The organism is Nocardia sp. CA-145437, assembly GCF_050956485.1.
Lineage (GTDB): Bacteria > Actinomycetota > Actinomycetes > Mycobacteriales > Mycobacteriaceae > Nocardia.
The window spans coordinates 2,743,231-2,759,355 of the sequence record NZ_CP191204.1 but is presented as its reverse complement, the minus strand read 5'-3'; the positions used below and the strand labels follow the sequence as shown (position 1 = coordinate 2,759,355).

Here is a 16,125-nt window from a genome sequence, read left to right as displayed (position 1 = left end):
GGACGATGACGAATACCACTGCAACACTCCGACACTGGGCGGCCGCTGCCGCCGTAGGTTTCATCGCGCTGGCCGGGGTCACGGTGCCCGCGGCGGCGGAGGAAACACCGGACTACGCACCGACAATGCTGATCCTGGACGCTTCGGGATCGATGGAACGGCCCGATCCGGCGGGCACCATGATGGACGCCGCGAAGATCGCCGTGCACTCGTTCGTCGACACCGCACCTGCCCAATCGCGGGTCGGGCTGGCCGTGTACGGCACCGGCACCGGAAACACCGAGGCGGACAAGGCCGCCGGGTGCCAGGACGTGCAGGTCCTGCACAAGCCCGAGACCCTCGACCGGGCCGCGCTCGGCAGCGCCGTCGACGGCGTCAAGGCGCGCGGCTGGACGCCCATGGGCACCGCGCTGCGGCAAGCCGCCGCGGCCCTGCCGACTTCGGGACCGCGCTCGATCGTGCTGGTCTCCGACGGTGACGACACCTGCTCCCCGCCCGACCCCTGCGAGGTGGCGGCCGAATTGAAGCAGCGCGGCCTGGATCTGGTGCTGCACACCATCGGTTTCGCCGTGGACGGCAAAGCGCGGGCGCAGTTGACCTGCATGGCCCAGGCCACCGGCGGCACCTACACCGACGCCGCCGACGGGGCCGCACTGCAGCGCACGCTGCCGCGCGTCACCGCCTCCGCACTGCGCAACTACAAGGCGGTGGGCACGCCGATCACCGGCACCGGCAGCCATGACACCGCCCCGGTGGCGACGCCCGGGCTGTACCTGGACACCATCGGCCAGAAGGAGAAGCGCTACTGGGGTATCGACATCCCGGACGGCGCGACCGCGTATTTCAGTGGCACCGTGTCGTTTCCGCGGGTCGCCGGTGTCGGCGTCGTCGAGGACATGAACGTCATCCGGATGCGCGCCTTCGGCGCGGACGGCAAGGACTGCAATCTCTACGAGTTCCAGCAGACCACCAGTTCCAGTGACGGCGTGGCCATGACGGTGGCGAAGTCGTTCGAGCTGGCGACCCAGAAACGCGAGAACCCCTCCGACACCTGCAAGGGCGGCGGCAAGTACTTCTTCCAGCTGGAGTGGGACACGGTGGCCACCGGTACGCCGGAACGGCTTCCGATCGAACTGCTCTTCGCGATCGAACCGGGCGTGACCGACCCCGGGCCCGCGGCGGCCGCCAAGCCCATCACCTTCGTCGAGCAGAGCGGACCGGGCACACCGGTGTCGGGCGGTGCTTCATTCACCGTCGCCGCCGACCTCCCGGGCGGCGGGCGCTACACCGATGTGGTGCGGCCGGGCGAATTCGTCTTCTACCGGGTGCATCTGGACTGGGGTCAGGCGCTGTCGTACCGGGTCGATTACGGCGGGAACGGCGCGCGCGGATCGGACAACGTCTCCAATATCCGCACCGCGCTCTACAACCCGATCCGCGAGGAGATCGGCTCGGACACCGGCGCCTACACCGGCAGCGACACGGTGTTGCCCTCGAACAAGGCGCTGGCGACCACGCCGATCCGATACGCCAACCGCGCCGCCGACCGGTACGAGTCGCACAAGGAAGCACTGGCGGGCTGGTACTACATCTCGGTCAAGGTCGGCTCCAACCACACCACCATGGGTTCGAACACACCCGTCCCGGTGCGATTGGATCTGACCGTCGGCGGCACCGAGGAAAGCGGTCCGCGCTACACGAGTACCGCCGACATCTTCGGTGAGCACTCCGGCCCGAGCGTGAGCCGCACGTCCCCGTCGGGCAGGACGCCGGGCGCGCCGGTCGCGGCGGATTCCACGGATTCGCGGTCGAATTCGACGCTGCTGCTGATCGCCGCGGCGGTCGGGGCCATCGTCGTCGTCATCGGCGGCGTGCTCATCGCGGTCGTCGTCGCCCGGAGCCGGCGCCGCAGGTAACCGTGGACGCCCACGGGCAACCGCCGGGGCCGCGGGTCGTGCACGAGAGTGCGGTCCGCGGCCCTTTCCCTTGTCTGCCCGACCCGGGCGCGGGACGATGGCTGGATGAAGAACGACAAGCTGGACGAGCTGCTGGGGTTGCTCGACAACAACACCTGCATGCTCGAGGTCGTTCAGGACGAGCTGCTGGGTGAGGCGAAGCCCGCGCGGCCCCGCACTACCTCACCGCGCCCCGATTCCCCAGAACATCCGCGTCCAGCCGGGATGCCGGGCGGTGTCGACGTCGTAGAGTTGCAGATCGAGTCGGAATAGCTTGCCGGACACTCGATCTCGCAGCCTGACCGCGGGTTGCGCCAGCGAGTAGGCAACTCGCCCGGCCGCCCACCGCCCGGCGAATTCCGGATAGCGGCACAGGTCGGCCAGTAACTGACCCGCCCACACGGCATTGCAGGGCAAAGCGATACGCGCGCGGAGTGCGGCCACGGCCGACTCCACGACCAGGTCGTGCTCGGCCAGCACGGCGCCCGAACGCCCGTCCGACAGCAACCAATGCATGACATTGCCGATTTCCCGCAATCCCGGGAATGCTTGGTGGGCCGCGTCGTTGAGCGCCAAGATATTCCAGCGCAAATCGAAGTACCCGGCCGGATCGGATCCGCAGCGGTCGATCCGGCGCAGCATCTCAGGAGAGATATCGGCACGCAGATCGGCGACTTCGGGCACCTCGATATCCGGTAGTCCCGCCAGGTCGAACAAGTATCTCCGTTCGTCCTGCGAAAGTGGCAGCGCCCGTTCCAAATTCCCGGCCAGCGCCTCCACTATCGGCCGAGTCGGGTGGTCACGGCGTCCGATCTCCAGGTGGTTGATGTAGCTGGCGCTGACACCCGCGGACCTCGCCAACCCCTCCCGAGACAGACTCCGCTCATCCCGCAGGTGCCGAAGAAACTCCCCGAAACTCGGCATAGCCGGAGACATGATTTCGATCAAATCGACCATGCCGGACACCAATCCCCTTCCACTTGGTACCAATCGAACGAACAGTAGTGACTGGTCGAGTGCCCGAGTTGAAAAAGAGCAGATAGGATGAAAACCTGGCAAAGCTCAGGCAACCAGCCCTCGGGAATCGAACCCCGCCCGCCACACACAGGATCGAGAGCGGCACATCGTTCCCACCCCGACGCCGAGCGGGAGATTCGATTGCCAAAGGTTCGCTGCATCGAAAATCGGCATGGACGGTCGGTTCCAGCGGCACGATCTGGCACTCGAACCCGCCGACGCCGCCCACGACCGTCGGCAACAGCCCGGCCGCGATCCAGCCAGTGTGGCGGGTGCCGCCACCGGGCAGTGCGAACACCTGCGTCCGACCGATCCGCGACACCCGACACCCAGCGGGAACCGGGGCGCGCCTGATCGATTCAGCCGCTCGCGGATGCGAGAGCATCCGGGGTGAAGGCATAGCGCCGGAACCAGGCGGGCAGGCGGCGTTGCAGGGCGAGGTCGCCGTGCAGGCGGACCCCGGGGTGGCCGAGGACATCGGCCCACCGGCTTTCGCCGAGCCACCATCGGGTCAGGGTCTCGGTCGGCGCGGTCAGCCAGAGGTCGACCGGGGCGCCGGTGTCGTCGCGGCAGAGGTTGACGCCGCGGCGGGACAAGTGCAGCCAGAAGCGGCGGTCGGCGGGCGGGCGATCGGAGAATTCCAGCGCGAGCACGACCGGTTGCGCTGGGAGCGCGTCGATATCGATGCGGCGCTGCATGTCCCAGGTCAGCGCGGCGGTGTCGAGGTCGTGTTCGGCGAGAGCGACGGCGTCGGTGGTGACCGCCCACCGGGCCAGCTCCCGCACGACCGGCGCGAGCGCCGAGCCGGTCTCGGTGAGCCGGTAGTCGGCGTCGATGATTCCGGCGGCCCGCAGCGCCCGCAATCGCGCCGACAGCGTGGCCTTCGGGATGCGCGGCAAGCCCCGGCGGATGTCGCCGAACGAGGACGCGCCCATCAGCAATTCCCGCACGACGAGCAGCGTCCATCGCTCGCCCAGCACCTCCAGGGCCCGCGCGACCGCGCAGAACTGACCGTAACCACTCATCCGGCCAGCGTAATCCCGGCTCCTCACCGACCGTGGTTCAAAGATTGAACTGGATCATACGAGCCCGTGGTCCGAGCATGGATCGCATGAGCGATCAGCTAGCTAACGCCCGGCAGCGAACCATCTTCGCGATCCCGTTTCACCCGCAATGGTCGGATATGGACCAGAACGGCCACATGCGCACCAATGCCTATCTGGCGGCGGCGGAGAACAGCCGGATGCAGTACTTCACCGGATCCGGCTTCTCCGCGGCCGAATTCGCGCGCCGCGGCCTCGGACCGGTCATCCAGACCGACCAGCTGCACTACCGCGCCGAGCTGCGCCTGCTCGACCCCGCCGAACTCACCCTGGAACTGGCCGGCCTGGCACCCGACGGCGCGCGCTTCGTGCTGCGCAATACCTTCACCCGCGCCGACGGCAGAGTCGCGGCCACGGTCACCTCGACCGGAGGCTGGCTCGACCTCACCCGCCGACGGCTCACCGCCCCGCCCGAGGATCTGCTCCAGCTGCTGCGCGCGCTGGCCCGGACCGGGGATTTCGCCGACCTGACATCGCCGCTCGCCGAGCGCTGACAATTAGTTGCCAGCCTGATCTGGTTGAGCCAAAAGCTCTGCGCCCCTTACGTTCTCCTGACTCGCACATGGATTGTCGTGTGCGGGAAGGGAAAGGAACTGTCATGAAGGTGAGACTTCTGCTGGCGGCAGCGGTGACGATCGGATCGACGAGTCTGTCGGTGTTCGCCGCGCCCGCCGCGCAGGCGGGGCAGGCGTGCAACTGGTACCCCAGCGATGTGGGCCACGCGATCTACGGCGATTCGGTGATGGACGGCCCCTACAACACCTACAACCTGTACACCGGAAACTCCTCGAGCTGCGACCACACCGGATACACCGTGGCCGAGGGCGCCGCGATCAAGGTGGTGTGCACCGAGAAGAACAACGCGGGCAACCTGTGGGTCTACATCAAGAACAGCGCGGGCCACAAGGGCTGGGTCTCGCGGTCCAATGTCGGCACCATCTGGCCCATCGTCTCCGACTGCTGAGTCCGTCGGTTCCGCCTCGCCGCGTCGAGGACGACACCGGCCGGGAAGCGTTTCACCAGCTCACGCTCCCGCGCCGGTCATCGGTCCCAGTGACCGAGATCACCTGGTGATCGGCGGATTGTCTGGGTTACTGTCCAGTACGCAGGATGATCCACATCACACAACGGTGAGTGAAGCTATGAAACTGACGTATCTGTTGTGGGGGGCCGAACTGAAGACCAATCTGCACGACCGCGACCTGCGGATTACCCTGGCCCGCTCCGGTGTCAGCGAACTGCAGATCAACATCCGCGACGAGTACGTCGCCGCCTCGGAACTCTGGTTCTGCACCTATGACACGCCCGTCGACGCCGTGGTGACCATGCGCGGCGTGGAGGACGCCGACTTCGTCACCTCGCTGCTGCGACCGCTCGCCGATCGCCTCGAGGGCTTCCTGGTCGACGAGTACACGCCGGTGACCCCGCCCCGCACCGACAGCGGCGCCCGTGCGGAAGCCTTGGCCCGCATCGCGATTTTGCGCATCCCCCCGGGCATGCCCCGAGACGAGTGGCTGCAGACCTGGATCGGCGACCACACCCGGGTCTCCCTGGAGAATCAAGCCGCCGTCGGCTACATCCAGAACCCGGTGCTGGCCACCATGACCGCCGGCGCTCGAGCCGATGCCATCGTCGAGGAACTCTTCCCCATGGAGGCCATGTCCGACCCGCACGCCTACTGGGGCAGCGGCGGCGACGACGCCGAACTGGAACGCCGCCTCTCCAACATGCTCGACAGCACCTCCCGCTTCGGCGCCGACCGCGACATCGACGTCATCCCCACCAGCCGCTACGTCTACTCGCTGCGCTGAGCTCGATGGATACCATTGTGGGGTAATTGTTTCCAATGTCCCATATGTCGGATATTTGCTGAGGCGGCGAAACCTGTTGCTACGGCGGACGACTGACGAAGCGTGAGGTTTCGGGTCGTGTCGAATATCCGGAAGTCCTTTCCCGGGTGTTACGTTCGGGCGGATTTACATATTCGATCGGCTTGGCAACATGTGGGTCACTCGGATGGGTTGCCGCGCTGATCCGACACGGTGGGATGGCGCAATGCTGCAGGTGAATCCGGAGCTCGACGAACCCCGGTTACGACCGCCCACGTTCGGGGCGCTGCTGAGCAGATTGCGGCGGGCGCGAAGAATCTCGCGGGAGCGGCTGGCATTCGGGATCGGGACCAGCGCCAGTTACATCGTGCATTTGGAGAAGGGGTACCGCACCCATCCCGGCCACGAGGTGGTCGCGGCCATCGTCAGACACTTGGACCGGCACAGCCCGATCTCGTCCGCCGAACAACGGCACCTGCTGGACCTGGCCGGACTCGGCCACACCGCGCTCCCGACCAGCGAGGAGCTGACGGCGGCGGTCAGCCCGGAAATGCGGCAGGCGCTGGTTCTGCACGAACCCAATCCGGCCGCTTATCTGGATATCCGGGGCACAGTGCTGGCGTGCAACGAGAATTACCGGCGGTCCTTCCCCGGACTGGATATCGGCGTCAATCTCCTGCACTGGTATCTCACCGACGACAATTCCCGCCGGGTACTCCCGGACCTGGACAACGAGATCCGGTTCGCCGTCCAAGGATTGCGGGGACTGCTCTCCGACAACAGCGCCGCCGACGGGGCCCGCGAATTCCTCGCCGAACTCTCCCGTTTCGACATCGTCCGGGAACTGTGGGACGAAGCCCCCGCCAGCTACGGCCGACCGGAGCCGGCGATGCGCCTGCGCGACCCCGTGACCGGCCACGAGTACACCATCAATGCCCAGCTCTACGGCGTCACCGACGACCCGTCCTACCCGGGAAGCATGCAGTTCTTCCTCGGAATCCGCCCCGCGGACGCCCCACCCGCCGAATCCCGGTCCGCCCCAACGCCACCGGCCGACCGGGTCAGCGACCCGCCGCGTGAACCGCTCGACCCTCAGCGTGAGCCCCTCGAGCATCTGCCCGGCCTCGCCTGACAGATCGGCCCGCTGCTCAGGAGTGTCAGGCTGTACTCGCGCGGGGACTCCTGCTAGAAATCCATCGTGCTCAATGCATTTGCGCGTTCCCTGGCCGCCCTGTCCGTCACCGCAGCCACGATCGTCACTCCCGCGATCGCGTTCGCCGCGCCGGCCGAACCGTCGGACTGCGCGCCCACCCTGTCCCCCGCCGAGATCGACGAGATCGTGCGACTCTCCGATACCAGCGCCCTCGCCGGCGATGACGAGCTCGCGCGGCTCGACGACGCGGTGGCCCGCGATCACGGCCTCACCGAGATCCTCGAACGCCACACCGATCGGCGCGGCACCTTCGCGACCGGCCTGGACACGGTGGAGCAGCTCGCCGTGATGCCGCTCCAGCACAATCCGCGGGCGTTCGCCGATCCGGAATACGCCCATCGGGTCAGCTTCGATCTGCTGCGCCGGTTCCTCGACAATGTGCACGCGGAATTCAGCGGCGGCACCCCGGAACCGCACTGGCGCAACTACTTCGCCGCGGCCGCCGACTGCTCGGCCTCCCCCGCCCGCGTCGCGCTGGCCGGATACAACGCGCACCTGGTGGTCGACCTGCCCCGGGCCGTGGCCGCGGCGGGCTCCACTCCGGCCGACGCGGGCGACTACTTCACGATCGTCGCCGGGATCGCGAGCATCGGCGACGTCATCACCGAGCGCACCGACCGGATCTACCGCGCGAAGCTGGGCCCGCTGTGGCGCTTCTACTTCCTCGGCGAGGGACTCGACGCCGCGCTCGGTCAGGGTGTGGCGACCAAGCCGATGCTGGTGTTCGCCGACCTGGCGGCCAACACCACCATCTTCGCCAACGGTCTCGCGCTGGAGAATCCGTCGCTCGCACCGGCCGTGGAAGCGGAGATCGAGCTGGAACGCCGTACCGCCGAAAGCGCGTTCGACGTGCTGGCGCAATTCGACGCCATCTGACCCGGAGCTCAGCGTTCGCGAACCAGCGGCACGCGCCGACGGCGGCGACGGGCCGGGGCGGGGCGATCGGAACGGCGCCTGCGGCCGTGCCGCAGCAGGACCATCAGCAGGTCCTCCGCCGCGCGATACCGCGGGATGTCGACCCACAGCCGCCACAGGACCTCCGGGTCTCCGGCCTCGAGCACGGTGACGCGGACCGGGAGGACGTAGGCGGCCACACCGATATCGGAGAGTGCGAAGAGCACCCGATAGACCTGGGACTCGTCGAGGTCGGCGAGGATTCCCCAGCCTCGCGCGTCGAGCCCGTTGCTCAATCCCCGCGACGGGACCCAGTGCTGCCTCGCGCGGCCCACCGCCCAGGGATCGGGGATCTCACGCGCCGCGGTCATGACGGCAGTCTATGTGCCCGAACGGACCGGCGTCGCGGGTCAGCCCGCGGCGCAGGTCAGGAGCGCTACCGGGTGGCGTCTAAGCGGACCGCGGCGACGGCCTTGCGGGCGGCGACCTGGACCGGATCCCAGACCGGGGAGAAGGGTGGGGCGTAGCCGAGGTCGAGGGCGACGATCTGGTCGACGGTGAGGCGGGCGGTGAGGGCCACGGCGGCGATATCGATGCGCTTGCCCGCACCCTCGCGGCCGACGATCTGGACACCGAGCAGGCGGCCGGTGCGACGTTCGGCGAGCATCTTCACCGTCATCGGAGCCGCGCCCGGGAAATAGCCGGAGCGGCTGGTGGATTCGATGGTGACGGTGACGAATTGCAGGCCGGCGGCGTGCGCGTCCCGTTCAAGCAGACCGGTCCGGGCGACCTCCAGATCGCACACCTTGCTCACCGCGGTACCCACCACGCCGGGGAAGATGCCGTAGTCGCCGCCCACACCGGCACCGATGATCTGGCCGTGCTTGTTGGCGTGGGTGCCCAGCGGAATATGGCGTTCGGAGCCGGAGACCAGGTCGAGCACCTCCACGCAATCGCCTCCCGCCCAGATGTTCTCGTGTCCGCGCACCCGCATCGCGAGATCGGTGAGCAGACCCCCGGATTCCCCGAGCGGGAGTCCCGCGGCTCGGGCGAGGTCGGTGGCCGGGCGCACTCCGATGCCGAGAATCACGACATCGGCGGGATATTCGGCATCGTCGGTCGCCACCGCGGTGACCCGGCCCTGCGCGTCGGTGCGCACCGCGGTCAGCTCGGTATCGCCGATGACCTGAACTCCCATGCCCTGCAGGGCCTTCCGGATCAGCGCACCCATGTCCGGATCGAGCGTGGACATCGGCTCGGCACCCCGGTTGATCATGGTGACCTGGAATCCCCGATTGATCAGCGCCTCCGCCATCTCCACGCCGATGTACCCCGCGCCCACCACCACCGCGCGCCGTCCCGAGATCGATTCGAGGGTGTCGATGAGCGCCTGCCCGTCATCGAGGGTCTGCACCCCGTGCACCCCGGCCGCATCGATACCGGGCAGTTCCGGCCGGATCGGCGTCGCGCCGGTGGCGATCACGAGCTTGTCGTAGCCGGTCCAATCCTCCCGCCCGCCGTCGAGCCCGCGCGATCGCACCCGCCGCCCCGGCACATCGATCTCCAGCACCTCGGTCCGCAGCCGCAGATCGATATCCCGCGCCCGATGCTCGGCGGGAGTCCGTGCGATCAGCTCGTCCGGCCCGCCGACCTCCCCGCCCACCCAGTACGGGATCCCGCACGCCGAATACGAGGTGAAATGCCCACGCTCGAAAACGACGATCTCCAACTCCCCGACCGGCTGCAACCTGCGCGCCTGCGACGCCGCCGCCATCCCCGCCGCGTCCCCACCGATGATCACCACGCGTTCGCTCATGGCTCACACGGTACGAGGCGACCAGGCCCGAGCGAGCGCACAACGCCCTGCCCTACTCGGCCCAGTTGGATGACCAGGGGAAATGTCGATCATGTATCAGCGGAATTAAACTTACGCCGTGTCATTGACACGACGTAAGTAGCGTTTTAGCCTGTGACCATGACCACAGCAAAGAGAATCGTCTTCATCGGCGCGGCCGGCGATATGTGCCGCGTCGCGATCGATCGCTTCGCCCGAGCAGCCGGGCACGGCGCATGGAAGCTGGAGTTGTACGACATCCGGCCCGATGTGCTCGAGGAGTTCGTCGCCACGTTGCCCGTCGCGGGCGTGACGGTCGGCTCGTTCGACTTGTTCGACAAGGTCGCGCTCCGCAAGGCGATTTCGGGTGCCGCGCTCGTCGTGCTCGGCGCGGGGCCCTACAACAAGACCGCGGAGCCGGTCATGCAGGCGTGCATCGAGAAGAAGGTGCCCTACCTCGACCTCGACGACGATGAGGAAAGCACCCTCACCGCCATGGACCTCGATGCCCGGGCGCGGAAGGCGGGGGTGCCGATCTTCGTCGGATGCGGCGCCTCGCCCGGCCTGACCAATGTGATGGCCGCCGACGCCGCCCGCGATATGGACACCGTCGACCGCATCGATGTGTGCTGGGTGACCGGCGACGAGGGGCCGGTGCCCTACGGCCGCGCGGTGCTCGATCACGCCATCCGCGGCTATGCCGGACCCTGTCACACCTGGGAGCACGGGCAGTCCGTGATCCATCAGACGTTCCTGGAAACGGATGTGGTCGCACTGGGCAATACCCTCGGCGATTCCTACCGGCTCTACGAATGCGCCCATCCCGAGGCGGTGACCATGCCGCGACGGTGGCCGGGCGCCGATCGGATCCGGGTGCTCGGCGCGCTCGACCCGCCGCCGGTCAACGGGATCATGCGCGGCATCGCGGTGGCGGTGCAACAGGGCAAGATCTCGATGGACCAGGCGATCGACTTCGTCAACGACGTGATGACCGACAAGGTGGGCTCGCCCAGGGTGTGGAAGCACGCGCTGTCGGGGCTGTGGGGCACCGTTCGTCGCGGCGAGATCGGCGCCGGCGAAGTGCTGAAGTACCTGGCCGCCGCGGCGGGCGGCAAACACCCCGAGTTCCGCGGGACCAACTACGTCCGAGTGACCGGCACACGGGATGGGGAACAGGTGGTTTCGGTGCGCCGGGTGCCGGTCAGCGGTCCGGGGACCGCGTGGACCGACATGGCCTCGGCCACCGGCTCGGCGACCGCGGCGTTCATGCTGCTCGCCATCGAGGGACTCGGTGCCCGTTCCGGTGTGCTGGCGCCCGAGGACTGGGCCGATCCGGAACGCTTCTACGCGGCGCTCGCCAAGACCGGCGGATCGAAACCCCGCGAGGTCGTCGAAGCGGTGGTCACGCCCAGCACCGCGCTGACCGTGGCGAGGGTGGGCGCCTCGGCCAGCCCGAACGAACGGTGACGGGCATGGATCTCCTCACCGAAACCGGTTGGACCGCACCACCTGTCACCGCCGTGCCCGCACTAACCGAGGAAACCACCTGCGATGTCGCCGTGATCGGGGGCGGCGTCGGAGGCATGTCGGCGGCGCTGCGGCTCGCCGAGTCGGGGCGCGATGTGGTCCTGCTCGAAGCCGAAACCTGCGGGTGGGGCCCCAGCTCACGCAACGCCGGCTACGTGACCAACTCGATCGCCGCCGACCCCGCTCTGCTGGCAATGCTGTTCAGCCGCAGCAAGGTTCGCGCGCTGTTCCAATTCGCCGAATCCGCGGTGGAGTTCACCCAGGACACCATCGCGCACCGGGGCATCGACTGCGAGTTCGAGAAGGCCGGCATCGTGCAGGCCGCGATCTCGAAGGGTCAGCTGCGCAAGGCGCGGCGGAACGCGAGGATCATGGCCGAGGCGGGCTCGTCGGCGGAGTTCGTCGAGGGACCGGAGGCGGGGCTGCCCGACGGCTTCCTCGGCGGTATGCGCGAAGGCGTCGGCGGCACGTTGAACCCGGCCGAGTACGCCTTCGGACTGCGCGACGTCGTCCTGGCCTCGGGGGCACGGGTATTCGAGCGCAGCCGCGTGCAGGAGGTCACCGACGGCGACACCGGGGTGACCATCCGGACCGCTCATGGCAGGGTGCACGCGAACCAGGCGCTGCTCACCACCAACGCCTACGGCAAAGACCTCGCGATCAGCCCGCGCCGGTTGGTCTCGCCGGTCTGGACCTCCCTGGTGGAGACCGAGCCGATCGCGCCGGAACGCCTGGACGACATCGGCTGGACCAGCCGCGCCCCGATGGTGACCGCCCACATGATTCTCGAGAGCTACCGGGTCACTCCCCGGAACACGATCGTGTTCGGCACCCGGCGATTGGAGACGACCCGGGGACCGCTGCTCGCCCGGACGCCGTCGACCCGAGTCGTCGACGATCTCGTTCGCGGCTTCCGGGACCGTTTTCCCGGGCTGGGCGATGTCGCTCCGCGACGGGCGTGGGGCGGCTGGATCGGCATGAGCTCCACGTGGCTGCCGGTGGCGGGGGAAGCCTCGCCTCGAGTGCTGTACTCGCTGGCGTGCAACGGACATGGCTTCGCGCAGGCTCAATATGTCGGCCATCTGCTGGCCGGCCGGCTCACGGGTGAATCCATGCCCGCGGACCTGGAAACCATATGGCACGGCCGGGGCGGATTCTGGCCCAGCTTCGTCAGCTCACCGGCGCTGGATCTCGGCTGGTTCGGCGACCGCTTGTCCGATCGATTGGCGAGATGAACATGCAACTCAAAGACGCACTGCTGTTGCTCGCCGATCTCTGGATGGTCTTCGCCGGGTTCACGTACGGCTGGAAGTTCATCCGGGACTACGGAAATTACCTGCTCGGCCTCGAATGGATCATCGTCGCGACCTCCGGCACCAACTTCTTCGTCTTCGCGTTGACGGGTGCGCACCGGTCCAGTCCGATGTATCACATCGCGCTGTTCTTCGACGCGTTCTCCCGGTCGGTCGGAATCACCCTGATTCTGGTGCTGGGCTTGATGCGGGTGACGCACCGCTACAAGCCCTCGCTGCCCACCGATATCGGTGTCTTCGCGCTGGCTACCGTCGCGGGCCTGTTCCTGTCGATATTCGCCGATCGCGTCGGTATCGCGGAAGCGGTCTTCTACATCGCGGTCAATGTCGTCACGTCGGTGTTCCTGCTCTCTTTCGCGCGGCGGCTCTGGAACATCGATGCGCGTGGAGAAGCGGTCCGGGTCGTCATCGCGACCGCCGCGGGGTTCGTCATCGCCGCCACCTACGACCTCTATCACATCCCCGGCGATGACGAGAACCACACGCTGTTCTACATCGCCGCGCTCGCGACCTGGGGATTCCAGATGATGACGTACTTCTACGCCTATCGCGCGATGCGGCGCCACAACGAACGGACGGAGTGCGATCGATCTGTCGTCGGTGCCGGTCCGGCCAGATGACGGTGGATTCCCGCCGCCGGGTGAACACGCCCGGCGGCGGCTTCGCGTAATCACCGATGTCGTGATGTAGTGGGGAGACGATGAGCAGACGTCCGAAGCACGATCCGAAGGAATCGGAACGCGAGATTCTGAACGCCGCAAGGGAATTCCTGCGCGAGCGGCCGTTCCGCGAGATGACCGTCGACGCCGTGATGAGCCGGACCGGGCTCAAGCGGCCGGCGTTCTACGTGCATTTCCGTGACCGCCACGACCTCGCCCTCCGGGTGACCGACGAACTCGGGCAAGAACTGTCGGAGATGATCGATCGCTGGCTGGTGGGGACCGATCTGCTCAACGACGCCCGAGCGGCCTTCGAAGGTCTGGCCGATGTCTATCTGCGGCACGGCGCGGTCCTGCGCGCACTCTCCGACGCGGCCGGCAGCGACGAGAAGGTCGAGGCCGCCTACCACGGATTGGTGCAACTTTTCATCGAAGCGACTGCCAAGCGGATCATCGACGACCAGGACGCCGGCCGCATCAGCGCCGAACTCGACGCCGCCGAAACCGCCCGGGCCCTGGTCTGGATGGACGAACGCTATCTGACCCAGTCCTTCGGGCACACGCCGCCGGCGGATCCGAAGCGGGTCGTCGACGCGCTCTACAACATCTGGATATCCGCGCTGTACGGACCGCTCGCGCCGGAAACCGGCACGGACCGCGCATAACGCGTCATACCCGCGCACCGGTGTCGTCCGGGGGCGCGGGTTGAAGGGCATCGGATGGGGTGGGGGTCCCGGCTACCGGCCGGCCGAGCGATCGGCGCATTGATCCCGGAGCCGAGCGATCGTCGTGTTGTCGAGCGTCCGGGCGGCCGGGGAGGCGAGCAGGCGGGTCAGGCGGCCGTGGAATTCCGCGGGTCCGAGTCCGAAGCGCAGGAACGCCTCTTCGTCGTTGCCGCCGAAGGGAGCCCACTCGGCGGCGAATTCGATCATGGCGATGTCGAGTGGGCTCATCGGCGTCAGATCCCGGCGGAGTCGGCGATCTCGCCGGCCTTGTGCACGAGGCCGTCGATGTGCGCGAGAGTCGGTGTCCCCGCGGCGGATTCGTTGTGCGGGTCGTGCAACGCCCGGCGGCGGACGCCCTCGGCGATGATCGCGAGCTTCCACAGGCCGAACGCGTGCCAGTACCGGAGGGCGGCCGGGTCACGGCCGGTGGCGGCGAGGTAGAGCCGCGCCATTTCCGCGCGGTCGGGGAAGCCTTCGAGGGTGGAGGCTTCGAAGACGCCGACCGACGGCTCGCCGGGTTCGGGCCAGTAGGTGAGCAGGCTGCCCATGTCGGCCAGCGGATCGCCCAGGGTGGACAGCTCCCAGTCCAGCACCGCCGTCACCCGTCCGGTCTCGGGTGCGGTGATCAGGTTGCGCAGGTGAAAATCGCCGTGCACCAGACTGATTTCGCGTTGTTCGGGAATCGCGGCCGACAGCCGCCGGGTGAGCGCGTCCACCGCTGCCGACTCCCGGGTCTTGGTCAGATCCCACTGTCCGGCCCAGCGTTTGAGCTGACGTCGGGCGTACGGCGTGTGACTCGCCAAGTCCGCGAGGCCCGTGCGGGCCAGGTCGACGGCGTGAATCCTGGCCAAGGTGCCCGGCAGCGCGGTGGCGATCCGATGGCGGCCCTCCGGAGTCAGGGTCTCGGCGACCTCCATCGTGTCGACGATCAGGCCGTCGACGAACTCCATCAACACGACGGGTACGTCCGCGATCTCCGAATCGGTTGCGATACCGAGGATTCGGGGAGCCGGTACGCCGGTGTCGGCCAGGGCCGCCATGATGCGGGCCTCACGCACCACATCGTGAGCGGAATTCACCAGCTGCCCCAGCGGCGGACGGCGCAGCACCCAGGCGCGGCCTCCGGCGTCGGTGAGGCGATAGGTCAGATTCGAGTAGCCCTGGCCGATCCGCCGCAGCCGCAACGGCGGCGCGCAGTCGATACGCAGGGTCGCCAGCCAGTGCGCCACCGCATCGATGTCGATACCCGGCGCCGTCGTGGTGTCAGGCATGGGCCGCCGCCTCCGCCCGGAACAGCGCGGCGTCACCGAGGCGTTGTCCGCCGTCGATCACGAAGGTCTCCCCGGTGATCCAGCTCGCGGCGTCGGACACCAGGAAGGCGATCGCCGAGCCGACATCGGCGGGCTCGCCGATCCGGGCCGCCGCGATGCTCGAATTCAACTGTCCCTCATGTTCTTTCCACAACGACTCGGCCAGCGTGGTGCGCACCACGCCCGGCGCGACGGAGTTGACCCGCACCCGCGGCGACAGCTCCAGGGCCAGCTGCTTGGTGAGATGGATCAGCGCGGCCTTGGAGGCGTTGTACAGCCCGAGGTTCGGTTCGTACACCAGGCCGCCGATCGAGGCCATATTGACGACGGCGCCGCCGTGCTCACCCATCCACGCCCGGGCCGCCAGTCCGGTCCAGAGGATCGGCGCCCACAGGTTCACCTCGAAGGTCTTGGCGAACCGGGCATGATCCTGGTCGATGACGGGCCCGTAGGACGGGTTCGTTCCGGCATTGTTGACGAGAATGTCGATGCTGCCGAATCTTTCGAGCGTCGCGTCCAGGCACCGCCGGGCGCTCGGTTCGTCGGCGGCGTGCGCGCCGACACCGAGGGCGGCGCCCCCGACTTCGGCTGCGGCGGCGTCCGCCGACTCCTGGCTGCGGGAGGTCAGGACGACGTTTCCGCCCGCCGCCGCAATGGCTTTCGCCACGGCGAGACCGATACCGCGAGACGCGCCGGTGACGATCGCGGTACGGCCGGTGAGATCGAATGGGGTCATGAGTGGGTGA

17 protein-coding genes are annotated in these 16,125 nt (G+C 67.9%); 10 read left to right on the top strand and 7 right to left on the bottom strand.

The window, feature by feature from the left end:
• Nucleotides 1-5 precede the first annotated feature (5 nt).
• Nucleotides 6-1,916, top strand: coding sequence for a vWA domain-containing protein (locus ACQPYY_RS12595; RefSeq protein WP_433593862.1), 1,911 nt, complete (start codon nt 6-8; stop codon nt 1,914-1,916).
• A 222-nt stretch (nt 1,917-2,138) separates the two neighbouring features.
• Here ACQPYY_RS12595 and ACQPYY_RS12590 read toward each other — a convergent pair whose 3' ends face one another.
• The gene (locus tag ACQPYY_RS12590; RefSeq protein ID WP_433593861.1) at nt 2,139-2,912 is read right to left on the bottom strand and encodes a helix-turn-helix domain-containing protein; all 774 of its coding nucleotides are present in this window, start codon (nt 2,910-2,912) and stop codon (nt 2,139-2,141) included.
• A 419-nt stretch (nt 2,913-3,331) separates the two neighbouring features.
• Nucleotides 3,332-3,997 carry a winged helix-turn-helix transcriptional regulator gene (locus ACQPYY_RS12585; protein WP_379096903.1) on the bottom strand — a complete coding sequence of 222 codons (666 nt, stop codon included), beginning with the start codon at nt 3,995-3,997 and terminating at the stop codon, nt 3,332-3,334.
• Between the two features lie 86 nt (nt 3,998-4,083).
• On the opposite strand from ACQPYY_RS12585, the gene ACQPYY_RS12580 reads away from it, so the two are divergent.
• From ACQPYY_RS12580 to ACQPYY_RS12560, 5 genes are all read left to right on the top strand, one after another.
• The gene (locus ACQPYY_RS12580; protein ID WP_379096900.1) at nt 4,084-4,569 is read left to right on the top strand and encodes a thioesterase family protein; all 486 of its coding nucleotides are present in this window, start codon (nt 4,084-4,086) and stop codon (nt 4,567-4,569) included.
• 104 nt (nt 4,570-4,673) lie between these two features.
• Entirely contained in the window at nt 4,674-5,039 is a 366-nt protein-coding gene (locus ACQPYY_RS12575) for a hypothetical protein (protein ID WP_379096897.1), read from the top strand.
• Between the two features lie 178 nt (nt 5,040-5,217).
• Nucleotides 5,218-5,886 (top strand): hypothetical protein, encoded by a 669-nt coding sequence (locus tag ACQPYY_RS12570; RefSeq protein ID WP_379096894.1) that lies wholly within the window; start codon nt 5,218-5,220, stop codon nt 5,884-5,886.
• Nucleotides 5,887-6,130: 244 nt separating this feature from the next.
• Nucleotides 6,131-7,036 (top strand): helix-turn-helix domain-containing protein, encoded by a 906-nt coding sequence (locus tag ACQPYY_RS12565; RefSeq protein ID WP_433593860.1) that lies wholly within the window; start codon nt 6,131-6,133, stop codon nt 7,034-7,036.
• Between the two features lie 66 nt (nt 7,037-7,102).
• The gene (locus ACQPYY_RS12560) at nt 7,103-7,993 is read left to right on the top strand and encodes a DUF5995 family protein (RefSeq protein WP_433593859.1); all 891 of its coding nucleotides are present in this window, start codon (nt 7,103-7,105) and stop codon (nt 7,991-7,993) included.
• Nucleotides 7,994-8,001: 8 nt separating this feature from the next.
• On the opposite strand, the gene ACQPYY_RS12555 is transcribed toward ACQPYY_RS12560, so the two are convergent.
• Both ACQPYY_RS12555 and ACQPYY_RS12550 read right to left on the bottom strand, forming a co-directional pair.
• On the bottom strand, nt 8,002-8,382 hold the full coding sequence (locus ACQPYY_RS12555; protein WP_433593858.1) for a hypothetical protein: 381 nt from the start codon (nt 8,380-8,382) through the stop codon (nt 8,002-8,004).
• Nucleotides 8,383-8,447: 65 nt separating this feature from the next.
• Nucleotides 8,448-9,827: an FAD-dependent oxidoreductase gene (locus ACQPYY_RS12550; protein ID WP_433593857.1), complete on the bottom strand. Its 1,380-nt coding sequence runs from the start codon at nt 9,825-9,827 to the stop codon at nt 8,448-8,450.
• A 159-nt stretch (nt 9,828-9,986) separates the two neighbouring features.
• On the opposite strand from ACQPYY_RS12550, the gene ACQPYY_RS12545 reads away from it, so the two are divergent.
• The 4 genes from ACQPYY_RS12545 to ACQPYY_RS12530 all read left to right on the top strand — a co-directional run bounded on the left by ACQPYY_RS12545 (nt 9,987) and on the right by ACQPYY_RS12530 (nt 14,009).
• Nucleotides 9,987-11,312, top strand: a complete 1,326-nt coding sequence (locus ACQPYY_RS12545; protein WP_433593856.1) for a saccharopine dehydrogenase family protein — start codon at nt 9,987-9,989, stop codon at nt 11,310-11,312.
• A gap of 5 nt (nt 11,313-11,317) precedes the next feature.
• Nucleotides 11,318-12,607: an NAD(P)/FAD-dependent oxidoreductase gene (locus tag ACQPYY_RS12540; protein ID WP_433593855.1), complete on the top strand. Its 1,290-nt coding sequence runs from the start codon at nt 11,318-11,320 to the stop codon at nt 12,605-12,607.
• 2 nt (nt 12,608-12,609) lie between these two features.
• A complete protein-coding gene (locus ACQPYY_RS12535) occupies nt 12,610-13,305 on the top strand; it encodes a transporter (protein WP_433593854.1) in 696 nt (231 codons plus the stop codon).
• A gap of 80 nt (nt 13,306-13,385) precedes the next feature.
• Nucleotides 13,386-14,009, top strand: a complete 624-nt coding sequence (locus tag ACQPYY_RS12530; protein WP_433593853.1) for a TetR/AcrR family transcriptional regulator — start codon at nt 13,386-13,388, stop codon at nt 14,007-14,009.
• Between the two features lie 72 nt (nt 14,010-14,081).
• On the opposite strand, the gene ACQPYY_RS12525 is transcribed toward ACQPYY_RS12530, so the two are convergent.
• The 3 genes from ACQPYY_RS12525 to ACQPYY_RS12515 are packed head-to-tail and all read right to left on the bottom strand — an operon-like array spanning nt 14,082 to nt 16,115.
• Entirely contained in the window at nt 14,082-14,297 is a 216-nt protein-coding gene (locus tag ACQPYY_RS12525) for a DUF3263 domain-containing protein (protein ID WP_379096868.1), read from the bottom strand.
• Between the two features lie 5 nt (nt 14,298-14,302).
• Nucleotides 14,303-15,340, bottom strand: coding sequence for a phosphotransferase family protein (locus tag ACQPYY_RS12520; RefSeq protein ID WP_433593852.1), 1,038 nt, complete (start codon nt 15,338-15,340; stop codon nt 14,303-14,305).
• Nucleotides 15,333-16,115, bottom strand: a complete 783-nt coding sequence (locus ACQPYY_RS12515; RefSeq protein WP_433593851.1) for an SDR family oxidoreductase — start codon at nt 16,113-16,115, stop codon at nt 15,333-15,335. Before ACQPYY_RS12515 ends, ACQPYY_RS12520 begins: the two co-directional genes overlap by 8 nt.
• Between the last annotated feature and the right edge of the window lie 10 nt (nt 16,116-16,125).